At 43.4% G+C, this 11,739-nt stretch carries 6 protein-coding genes; 1 reads left to right on the top strand and 5 read right to left on the bottom strand.

Features of this window, described 5'->3' with window-relative positions:
• Positions 1–96 precede the first annotated feature (96 nt).
• Positions 97–987: an SDR family NAD(P)-dependent oxidoreductase gene (locus BacF7301_RS17460; RefSeq protein WP_167964786.1), complete on the top strand. Its 891-nt coding sequence runs from the start codon at positions 97–99 to the stop codon at positions 985–987.
• Here BacF7301_RS17460 and BacF7301_RS17455 read toward each other — a convergent pair.
• The 5 genes from BacF7301_RS17455 to BacF7301_RS17435 form a co-directional block, all read right to left on the bottom strand.
• Complete coding sequence (locus tag BacF7301_RS17455) at positions 962–1,753, bottom strand: patatin-like phospholipase family protein (RefSeq protein ID WP_167964784.1); 792 nt, start codon at positions 1,751–1,753, stop codon at positions 962–964. The genes BacF7301_RS17460 and BacF7301_RS17455 overlap by 26 nt on opposite strands.
• Positions 1,754–1,970: 217 nt before the next feature.
• Positions 1,971–3,938 (bottom strand): 6-O-methylesterase, encoded by a 1,968-nt coding sequence (locus BacF7301_RS17450; protein ID WP_167964782.1) that lies wholly within the window; start codon positions 3,936–3,938, stop codon positions 1,971–1,973.
• 23 nt (positions 3,939–3,961) lie between these two features.
• Positions 3,962–5,299 (bottom strand): glycoside hydrolase family 28 protein, encoded by a 1,338-nt coding sequence (locus tag BacF7301_RS17445; protein WP_167964780.1) that lies wholly within the window; start codon positions 5,297–5,299, stop codon positions 3,962–3,964.
• A gap of 220 nt (positions 5,300–5,519) precedes the next feature.
• Positions 5,520–8,384: a glycoside hydrolase family 78 protein gene (locus tag BacF7301_RS17440; protein ID WP_167964778.1), complete on the bottom strand. Its 2,865-nt coding sequence runs from the start codon at positions 8,382–8,384 to the stop codon at positions 5,520–5,522.
• Between the two features lie 32 nt (positions 8,385–8,416).
• Positions 8,417–11,734 carry an MGH1-like glycoside hydrolase domain-containing protein gene (locus BacF7301_RS17435; protein WP_167964776.1) on the bottom strand — a complete coding sequence of 1,106 codons (3,318 nt, stop codon included), beginning with the start codon at positions 11,732–11,734 and terminating at the stop codon, positions 8,417–8,419.
• Positions 11,735–11,739 lie beyond the last annotated feature (5 nt).

Here is an 11,739-nt window from a genome sequence, read left to right as displayed (position 1 = left end):
AATAAAATCGACCGCCCGTTTTAACAGAAACGAGCGGTCGATTCTTTGCATATATCCTTTTTATATTTTACATTTGCCAATAAATAGATAATAACAATGGCAGATAATTATTTAGAAAAACAGAGAGAGCAATACGAAGCTAGAAAAGCAGCTTGGAAACAGGCGCAAAAGTATGGCAAAAAGAAATCTGCAACAACTCACACGGTAGTAAAATCAGAACAGGCAACCGAAACCAAATCAAAGGCGGAGAATCCGCAAAGAAGGGTATTCGTCACCGGTGGTGCGGAAGGTATAGGTAAATCAATAGTAGAAGCTTTCTGTCAGGCTCGAAATCAAGTAGCTTTTTGTGATATAAACGAAGTAACGGGTCAACAGACTGCTAAAGAAACCGGAGCTATATTCTATCAGGTAGATGCCAGTGATAAAGATGCGCTTGAGAACTGTATGCAGCAAATTCTGAAAGATTGGGGAGATATTGACATCATCATCAACAATGTAGGAATCAGCAAGTTCTCTCCTATCACGGAGACAAGTGTAGAGGACTTCGATAAGATTCTTTCTGTGAATCTGCGGGCTGCATTTATCACCTCACGATTGCTTGCCATTCATCGTAAAGCACAATCCTCTCCCAACCCATATGGAAGAATTATCAATATCTGCTCTACACGCTATCTGATGAGCGAGCCGGGAAGTGAAGGTTATGCTGCTTCCAAAGGTGGAATCTATTCGTTAACCCACGCTTTGGCCTTATCCCTCTCCGAATATAACATTACGGTAAACTCCATCGCGCCGGGATGGATACAGAACCATGATTACGACCAACTTCGTCCGGAAGACCATTCACAACATCCTTCCCGACGAGTAGGAAAACCGGAAGATATTGCCCGTATGTGTTTATTCCTCTGCCAGGAAGAAAATGACTTTATCAATGGAGAGAATATGACCATTGACGGTGGAATGACTAAAAAGATGATTTATGTTGAGTAAAGTCCTGTAATGCCTGTCGGGCGACTTTGACTCCAGTTTCCACAATAGCGGCTGCATGATGGAATTCCATCATATCATAAGCATTGCCGGACATTTGAATTAACAGGTCGGGCTGACAACGGTCTACCTGGTAACGGGTGATTTGCTGCATCATCATCCTCGAAGATTCCGTCAACAGATTGTATGGACTCATCTTCTTTTTCTTGCCACAATCGACCGGAGCATTCACATCAACCGCTATCAGAATATCCCCTTCCGTGCGCTGCACATGGCTTAGCGGGAGAGGATTCAAAATGCCACCATCAATTAAAACCATACCGTCTTTTCGTAAAGGACGGAAAACCATGGGTATGGATATAGAAGCACGAATCGCTTCATGCAGACTTCCCCGGTCGAATCGTACTTCCTGGTCACGGACAATGTCCGTAGCCATCGCCACATAGGGAATCGGCAAATCCTCAATATTCATATCGGGAATAATCTGCTTTAATTCCTTGATAAAGCGGTCGCCTTTCACAAGTCCGTCCCTGCTCAATGTGAGGTCTGCCAATTCCCACATCTTACGTTTATCCCAATGGTATAGCCACTCTTTACACTCTTCCATTTTTCCCGAAGCGTACATCGCTCCTACCATTGCTCCCATCGAGCTTCCGGAAATAGAAGTTATCTCAAAATCATACCGCAGTAATTCTTCAATTACTCCAATATGTGCTATTCCACGTGCTCCACCCATAGAAAGCACCAATGCTACTTTTTGCTTACTCATATAATATACTATTCTGTTAGTCGTTTACAAGATAACACATTTTTGTGGAAAAAGATGCTTAGTAATCGCGAAGAAATAAATTATAGCAGCGTTTTTTGAGGGCTAAAGCATAGCTTTAGATACGATAAAGCTATGCTTTGTCAGTCGCAAAGCATAGCTCTATTATATTCTTGGATTATACTCCGATATATATGACGGCTAAGGGCTTACCCTCATTTTATTTCTTCTTTCCCTGAGCCTTCTTTTCCGCGTTTCTCTTATTCACATAATCTTTGAACATCTGGCGCCAATTGCGGCCATGTTCATTGAAATACTGTTCACATTTGGTTTTATAGATTTCAAAGATAGCAGAAATCTGCTTCATATTCTTATAGTCAATAGCCTGTTCACGCGCCAGTTTCAATTGCTCCAGGACAAACGCAGTTTCTTCTTCTGTCATATTGGGGACAATAGCCTGATAGCCTTTCAAGGTAAATGCCACCTTGCCAACTGTATATTTATCAAGTATCTGCTCTATCTTTTCTTCTGTCAGCACTCTGCGCAAACCTTTCATCAGTCTTTCGTGTACTTCTTTCGGCATGGCGGAATCGGCAATCATTTCACGGTCGAGCTTGCTTAATGGCTTACCTGTTAGTGGATTGATACCTGCAGGAATTGTTGTATAAGGATGGTCATTATGCCAATCGCGTACTTGACGCAGATGATTATAAATAGTTGTCACGGCAAATCCGGCTTTCTTATCATCTTCCAGATTTAACGAAGCTACCCAGTCCATCGCCTTTTTCTCAAGAGAAGCATCCGATTTTAGTTTGGCAAACGCTTTTTTATCAAAGTAAGCCGCTACCTTGTCAAATGAGCGAATGGCACCTTCAGGAAGTAATTCACCGTTTTCTCCGAAGCTATACATGGCAGATTCCGGTTCAATGGTAACTTTACTTTCATCCAACATCTTCTTATTCAAATTGAATACGTCCGCAAAAAAGTCATAGACTGCATTCCGCTTATTAGGGCCGAAGTCATGCTTTTCTTTCGGAAGATGTACATTGGTTACTTTATCTTTTGCATTATAGAACCCGTATATTCGCTGCAAATAGGGAAATTCCAAAGCAGGAACACTTGCTGTCCAGTCTCCACCATCCGAAACAATCAATTGCGGACGGGGAGCAAAAGCAGCCGCCAACTCCGCATTGCAAGTTCCACCTGCCGAAAGTTGGATAGGCATTCCGCTTTCACAAGGACATCCGCCGTCGAAATGGGAAGCCAGACTTACCACCGGGGCAGAGGCAGTAAAACGGTCGTCCAATACGCTTAATAAAACTGTATGCGTGCCGCCACCCGAACCGCCATTCGCTCCGATGCGGCTGGTATCAATATTTTTGTGGGAAGCAAGCATATAGTCAAGAATCAGCAAACCATTCATTGCCTGGATAGTATGAGCCGCACTGCTGCGATGTGCCGCACTTCCCACTTGCAGAATAGATTCACCCCATCCGAACAAATCATAATCTACACAAATAGCTCCCATGCGGGCAAGTGTCCCCATACGCTGCTGCTGATCTTCACGATAACGACCACCACCGAAATGTCCGTTCGGACAGATAATCAGTGCATGTTTCCCTTTTGATTGGGGAGTATATATAGAACCGCAGACATATAATCCGGGAAGTGTTTCAAGTGCAAAATTCTGTACGGTATAACCGTCAAACTTACGTATCTTTGAAAGGATAGGCTTTGATTGCACACATTGAGCCAGTAAAGCATCAATTCCCAAACGTTGGCGGACTTCCTTTTTTAGAGAATCGGCACGAAGCTGGAAAGCTTGTTTGTCCGCATATAGCGTATTGAGATAAGCCAGCATCTTTTCTCCGTCCGCATCTGTCCGACGTGGATACTCATAGGCTTTCAGCTTATACATATTCCCTTTCTGTTTGACAAACTTATAATCAAAAGGAGCCAATACATTTGTCAGCGACTCTTCCACCGAGTAAGGGCGGATACGGAAATCAGCATAAGGCAATACTTTGCCTACCGTATCAATATCATACTTCAAGCGGATTCCAAAACGGTTTTGAATATCCGTCAGCACTTCATTCAAAGGACGGGCAAATTCCGTCTCATATGTTTGTGTTTGCGCTTCTGCCGAAAGAGACGCGGCAAGAAGCATCGTGAAAAGGATTCGTTTCATATTCTAATTGATTTGATTCTGTCTTAATCTAGTTTGATTTCTTCACCATTGACGATTACATTATCCATCGTGATACGTTCGCAATTCTCAAAGATACATTTCTGCTTTCCGCCCTGAATATGAATGTCACGCAATACGATATCAGAGATAGGAGCTTCTTCCAGTCCTACGATTTTGATAGGTGTCTTCACATCTGTCACAGTCATTCCACTGATATGTACGTTGCGGAATATAGGGGTACGTTCGCTCTTTGGTTCTGCCGGCATTTTGCTGTATTTCAAATTCAATACAACAGCTTCCTGCTTGATATTACTCATCACAATATTGCTGACACGGATATCTTCAACGACTCCGCCTCTTCCACGGGTCGACTTGATACGTATCCCGCGGTCTGTTCCGTCAAACACACAGTTGGAAATAGTAACTTTGCGTACACTTCCGCTCATCTCGCTGCCTATCACAACGCCACCGTGTCCGGAAAGCATCGTACAGTTCGTTATCGTAATATTCTCACAAGGTACTCCCAAACGGCGGGCTTGTGCATCTCTTCCCGATTTGATTGTAATGCAATCATCACCGACGGAAATATGACAATCGCTGATATGTACATTCCGGCATGATTCGGGATTAATGCCGTCCGTGTTGGGAGAAGGAACATTATTGATGGTAATACCTTTTATAGTCACGTTTTCGCAAAATTCGGGATTCACCGTCCAGAAAGGGGAATTGACTATTTTCACTCCTTCAATCTTCACTCTCTTACAGCGAACCGGCTGTATAAAGGGCGGACGGAAAAAACGACGCTGCAAGGTATTCACATAATCTTTATTCGTTTCGGCATAAATAGCAGTTGTATCGTTTTGGGCATCCCACATGGGTTGGTATTTGTTTATATCACGCATACCGTTATCTTTCAAGTCAATCATGACACGGAAAAACTCCATCCACCATTTCTTGCCTTGCCCGTCCAATGTACCCTCTCCTTTGATGGTTATATTCTCGGCATCTACCGCATAAATCAAAGGTTGGAAACTTTTCATCATCACTCCTTCGTGACGGACTTCCACAAAGGGAAGATAATCATCAAAATTGTCGGAAAAGAGTAGAGTTGCTCCGGCTTCCAGTTCCAGTGTGATATTACTTTTCATGTGGATACTTCCTGTCAGATAAGTTCCGGCAGGGAAGAACAGCGTGCCACCGCCACCACGATTGAGGCGGTCGATTGTGGAATTGATTAACTTTGTATTAAGGGTCTTTCCATTTGCTTTTGCACCGGCTTTCAACATGTCTACCCGTTCGGCACGAAGGACTGTTGCTGCACAGAAGCAAAGAAAAGAAATAAGAGTTATTCGTAAATTCATAGTCTATATTATTAAGTATAAATTCTCCGTTGCCTTCAAAAAAATCATGCTAATAGATTTATTTTTTCTTCCCAATGATTTTTAAAATCATTGCAATGATTTTTTCAAAGATGCAGCATGATTTTTTTAAGCATGCTACATGTTTTTTTTCAATCATGTTGCATGTTTTACAGAAGCAACACATTGTTTTTTTATGCTACAAATATATGCAAAGATTTCCTTATTCTGCATATACAAATTTATATGTACCACTTTGTACCTCTTTCGGTTCTTTCTCTCCCGGAAGATAAACAACAGCAGTAGTATTCACCGGAACAGATACATTCAAGGTGAAAGTTCCGTTCTGACGAGTCCAATTCACAACGATAGTGCCATATAAAGTTTCATATGATGACTTGACAAACTTCAAATCTCCCACAGGTTCCGGAGCAATGACAAATTTCCGATAGCCTTGTTTTGAATCGTTTTGCTGATTTCCGAATTCAGATGCGGTGTAAGGACGGATGCCGACCAATGAATTGAAGAACCATTCGTCAATCTGTCCCATCATAAAGTGATTCCAGGAAGAGCCTTGACGCGGGTCCCATTGCTCAGTCAGAGTTGTTGCGCCAAATTTCAGTTGGAAACCATAGCCGGGCGCTTCTTCGTGGTTGAACATTTTATATATCAATTCATGCTGACCGTTACGGGCTAATGTCTGAATCAGATAACGATTACCTACATCTCCGGTAGTCAGCCGGTTGCCGTGTGCTTCCACATCTTTAAGCAGATTCATAAACACTTTCTTATCCTGCGTCATATGAAGAAACAAGGGAAGTGCATTGCTGCACTGGCTTCCTGTACCATACTGTGCCGTATCATTGTTCAGGAAACGCTTGTCAAATGCAATTCGGATATCATCTGCCAAAGAACTGTAATAACGAATATCAAAATCATTGCCCACCATTTTTGCAGCTTCTATCAAATACATGACAGTCATATAATAATGTGCGGTAGCTACCAGTGGCACAGGTGTATTCCGTGAAAATCCTCCACGGAAATCCCCATAATCATACCAATCTCCCAATCCGAAAGAAAGGATACCGTTATCCGCGCGTGTCTTCAGATAGTCAACATAACGACGCATATTTGAATAATACTTCCTTATCAACGAATCATCCCCATACGTTTCATAATACATAAACGGGAAAATGACCAAAGAACCGCCCCACTCGGGAGATTCCGCAAAAGCATCCATTCCCGGGCCTTCAAAAACCACGTATTCCGGGGCTGTCGTCGGCATTGCTCCATTGGAGTGTTGCGCGTCCGCCATATTCTGCATAATCTGTGGAGCGTAGGCTGTCAAATCATAATTGTACAATAGTCCCGGCCCGTTCAGATGTACCTGTTCGAGCCATCCTAGCTTTTCACGGTGCGGACAGTCTGTAAATACTGATTGCATATTGCTGCGGACTGCTTTCTCTATCAAACGATGGGCGGCATTAAAGATACCGTTGGATGATTCGAATGTAGATACCTTCTTTGCCGAATTATAGACAAAACAGGATTGGATATTCTTCAGTACAGGCAACTTCTGCGGATTCTTCTGTCCTTTCAATACAGCACCTTCCACTTGGATATATCTGAAACCATAATAGGAGAAACGAGGATGCCAGGTTTCATCGCCATCACCTTTCAATGTATATTCATAATAATGCTGACGTCCCGTTTGACGCTGGTTACAAGCGCCTTCATCGGTCAATGCTTCGGCTACCAGTAGAGTTATTTTCTGTCCGCGTTTTCCACGTACTGTTATTTCGGGGAAACCTGCTAAATTCTGTCCCATATCCAGTACGAAAGCGGAAGGGTCTACTGTCCGTTTGGTAGATTTGGAAGCAGCCGCCACTTGGTCAGCATTCAGTTTGGTCACCTTTTGGATATCATATCGTTCCATTATCTTCACAGGTGGCGCCATCTGTGGACGGAGTACTCCTTTGGGGGCTTTCTGCATTACCACCGGACGCCAATGGCTATCGTCGAAACCTGCCTGATTCCATCCTTTCTGTTCGCGGCGGGCATCATAATCTTCTCCACCATAAATACAGTTGAACGTTACCGGACTCAAATCATATTTCCATTCATTATCAGAACGGACGATTGTACGTGTTCCATCCTCATAATTGATTACCAGTTCAAATAAAAGTGTGGGGGGGCCGAAGCTTATCTGCAATTTGCGATAACGTCCCCCCTGCACATTGTAGAATCCATTCCCCAATAAGATTCCAACGGCATTCTCACCATACCGCAATTGTTCCGTTACATCATATGTGTTATAATAAACACTTTTATCATAATCACTCCAAAGTGGAGCGAATTCACTATTACCGATTTTCTTTCCATTCAGAGAAAATTCATAGAATCCCAAACCGCAGACGTATGCAGTCGCTTCGGCTATTTTCTTGCCGGACTTATTGCCGGACTGATTCCGGAACTCATTCCGAGACTCATTCCGAGACTTGTGAATCTTCGTTTTCTCTGCATCGTCCAGCAAAAACGTTCTTCGCAAATAAATACTTTTCTTCGCCAAAGTATCCACCGCTTCCCAAGCTGCCTTCACTTCCGGCTTTTTCAGTTCGCTGCCGTGGAATTTACGTCCTTCCGGCAAGTGTGCATTTTGACGGGTAATAGCTCCAATCCATTTTCCATCGGAAAGTCTTGAGGGGGCAGAACGGAACTTCGCTTCACGACTCCATTCGGAAGGAGTATCCGTTTCATCCCAAACACGGACACGCCACATATAATTGAACGAATTATCTGAACTTATATTCGCTCCTTCCGTTGAAACCAACTGGCTCTGTGAAGAATTGACTTTTCCGCTATTCCAAATTTGACGTCCTGTGAAAGCTTCCCGAATATCAATCTCATAAGCAGATTGTCGTGTCCCATTTTCCGGTGACTCCATCACCCATCCCAAACGGGGTGCACCATCAACCACTACCAACCCTTCCTGCATTTCACAGGTAAGACGGGTGATTGTTATATTCTTCGCCTGTACAATACAAGGTAGACAAAGCAGTATTAAAAGAAAATAATTTCTAGAATTCATCTTTTCATATATCTTTATTTGCGAAATTATCATTAAAGAACATTTGTACAAACAATTCTAGTCAATGTATCCGCATGTCCTACTTCTTTGCCATCGACAAAAATGCGTAATCCCTTTCCACAATGATAGCGGTCGCCATTCTTATCCCAAAGAATGGTCAGATTATGCCCATGATACAATACATTGTCCAAACAGAACCAATCCCATTTATCTGCCGGAATCAACGGATTCACCTCTATCGTATTATCCAGGCGCGGACGTAATCCGATCAATCCTGTAATCATCAAGTCATTGAAAGTAGAATGATTATAATAGCGGCTACGTTCTTGATCCCCTTTCAGCCAATAACCTGTCACTTCATCCAGATATTCGCCGATATACGGACGTCCACGGTGGTATTGTGATTCTACATACAATTCCATTTGACGGAAATATACGCTGTCGGACAATACTGTTTGCGGATAATTATTCATAAAGTTAGCCATTGCCGTCAATGTCTGTGCAGAGGCGAACGGCCAGATAGCTCCGTCCCATTCACATTTACCCACTCCACGTGTACGGAACTCCGGATGGCGGCGTTCGGCAGTAGTCAGTCCGTAAGGAGCAGAAAAGCCTTTCTCGTCCATAATCTCTTTCCAGGCAACTTCGTACATCTTCGCTGTATCCGGCAAATTGAAATACCACGGAATATAACCGATAGCCTCACGGACATTAGCAGAAGAATCCGTACGCATCGTTTCAAAGAACTGATGGCGTGTATTCCACAATTCGGTATCGACTAAAGTTTTCAGGGTATCTGCTTTCATACCATATTGCATTGCCATTCCTTCATCACCGGAAAGGACTCCCATCAATGAAAGTGCTTTCGCATTGCCATACATATAACTGTTGATAGTAGGACGGGCATACTTCTTTCTGCGCCCGCCGCTGATGGATTCTTCCATACCGTCTTGTACGTCACCTTGCCAATATAACCCGTTTTTCAGACGGTTTGTACGTTCCCAACGTTGGTATTCGGTTTCCAGATCTTTCTTCATATCCAACATGAAGTCTTTATCACCATCTACCATATATCGTGCCAATACCGCATCCGCATTCCATGAGCTGAACTTATCCATTTTCTTCATAGGTCCGCCGTCATTACCACGATACCAGGTATGGATAATCTGATCCAAATATTTCGGGTCACGCAACCAACGGCTTTCATAAATATGATGTCCGATGGCGCAGGCAATCAGGTTATATTTATCCGAGTAGGAACGTTGTACCAGAAATTCTGTCATGCCATATTCCACGGGAGTTTCCTTGATATGTTTGCGCAATGACCACCAACGGTAATAATACATTTCCTCAAAATTGCGTTGCGGACATTCAAACAAAGGAATATTCTCTTCCATCCATTCCGAAGCCTTAGCATTAGGAATTGCCTGGATGATATTCTCATCTTCCATTCCATTGAAATAATCTACGTAATGGCTGAAATCCGCATATTTCAGAAAAGCGGAAGACGCATCCTTATCCGTAGAAGATGTTTTCACGTTGGCTATGCGATATTCAGCCAAAGGCTCTTGTTCACCAGCATTCGGCAAATCATAAGTCTGGTCGGCAGGAGTATCCACTGTCGGGAATGTACGTGGCACGCCTGTACGGAAAGCAATTCTTTCAACACTCGCTACCGGTGCATAAAACATACGCAACCCTACTCTCTTGCCATCTACATATACCTGGATATTACGGTCTGTCGTTGAAAGAACAGCTTCTACGTGATAGCTTTTTCCGGCTTCATATTTCATCATATTCGCGAAACGGGAGCCACCTTTCATACGGAAAATACCATCATTGGTCAGCTCCATACGGGAACAGGCAATTCCGTTCTCATTCAGGAATTCTATCTGGAGTGTACCTTTATCATTTTGTCCGGCTTGCAAATCGAACGAAACTTTCAGTTCTTTAGAAGCTGGGATTTTACGTTCCACTTTCGCATAATCAAACGGATCTTTATCCTGCAGTTTCAGCCATTGTCCGTCCAAAGAAACCGGAGCCCAGGCGGGAGAATAAATATTCCAATTAGTAAGTTCTGCAATTGCTTTCGATTTTGAGAAGTCATCATTGGCATGTGCGGAAGCATTGAGTTCCACCGGCACAGGGATACGGGAAATCCACATATCTTCCTTATTTACACTGTAAGAAACCCATAAGTCACCATCCGCAGGTACTCCGTTTCCCTCTTGTATGCCACGAGGATATTGGGGACCATATGATTTATAATTTCCACCGTAGCGCATTGGTGTGATTTCACCATGTACCAGGTTTAGTGTTGTATATTCCAGTCCGTCCTTACTCAATGAGATAGCAAGTGGCCAACGGAATTCGGAAGGGTTATACACTGTGGCATATGTGCCGTCACTCAAACGTTGTCCCCATATTTTCGCGTTACTATTAACAAAACCTTTTGCACGGAGCACGGGTTCCGCCCAAGTATGTCCGCCATCTTCGCTGATGGAAGTCAGCGCGTGTTTCCAAAGGCTGGCGATTCTTCCGTCAGGAAGCGTGTAGCAGTTGAATGCTTTATATCCTTTCTTCAATGGAATGATAGGGTCTTCACGATCAGCCTCTTCTACCCATTGCATCATATAGAGCGGATTATCAAGAATCTCCTGGCAAGCTTTCACAAATTCACGGTCTTTGCTTTTCTTGAAATATGGATAGTCGGTATTCTTTTCGTTGAATCCGTGATTATAATAAATGAAATAAATAGGTCCGAACGAGCCATCTTTCTTTATTTCGCGCACTACACGGCCAATGCCGTTTCCGTCATTCGGGTCGTCTTTCTTATCCAGAGCAACTCCGTAATTCCCCATCGTTATCAAACGGCCGGATTTAGAGACGTAAAAGCCTACGCGTTGGTGCATGATGGCAATCAAGTCTTTAGCCTGCATACCCGGACGGGATTCTTTGGTATATCCATCCGGTACTTTATACGGTGGAAATACAATTTCGGGATTTGTCCATTGATAACCATCTTTTGATGTCATCAGGAAGGTTTGGGAAGGCGGGACATGTTCATCCGAAGGATCAGCCAGGTATTGATAATAGAATTGGCCGTTCCAATAAGCCAGCATCGGTTGATGATTGTAAGTCCAACCATGGCCGTTAGAGGCATCAGGGTGTTCCCGGTTTGCCCGCACCAATTGGATATTATGTACCCCTACTACTGGGGACAGTTGTCCGTCATGATAAGTAGGATTTGAGATTTCTGTTCCTGTGTAATGGATTCTGTCTTGTGCTGATACTGTAGCTGTCAGCCATCCGGCAGCTAGTGCAAAGAGAATCTTTGTAGAGTTGTTCATGATCT

It is taken from the genome of Bacteroides faecium (assembly GCF_012113595.1).
Classification (GTDB): domain Bacteria; phylum Bacteroidota; class Bacteroidia; order Bacteroidales; family Bacteroidaceae; genus Bacteroides; species Bacteroides faecium.
This window is presented reverse-complemented; position numbering and strand designations above follow the sequence as displayed.

Excerpts from the sequence above, each read along its gene's own strand:
- BacF7301_RS17460 (WP_167964786.1), top strand. The coding sequence starts at position 97 with ATGGCAGATAATTATTTAGAAAAACAGAGAGAGCAATACGAAGCTAGA.
- BacF7301_RS17455 (WP_167964784.1), bottom strand. The coding sequence starts at position 1,753 with ATGAGTAAGCAAAAAGTAGCATTGGTGCTTTCTATGGGTGGAGCACGT.
- BacF7301_RS17450 (WP_167964782.1), bottom strand. The coding sequence starts at position 3,938 with ATGAAACGAATCCTTTTCACGATGCTTCTTGCCGCGTCTCTTTCGGCA.
- BacF7301_RS17445 (WP_167964780.1), bottom strand. The coding sequence starts at position 5,299 with ATGAATTTACGAATAACTCTTATTTCTTTTCTTTGCTTCTGTGCAGCA.
- BacF7301_RS17440 (WP_167964778.1), bottom strand. The coding sequence starts at position 8,384 with ATGAATTCTAGAAATTATTTTCTTTTAATACTGCTTTGTCTACCTTGT.
- BacF7301_RS17435 (WP_167964776.1), bottom strand. The coding sequence starts at position 11,734 with ATGAACAACTCTACAAAGATTCTCTTTGCACTAGCTGCCGGATGGCTG.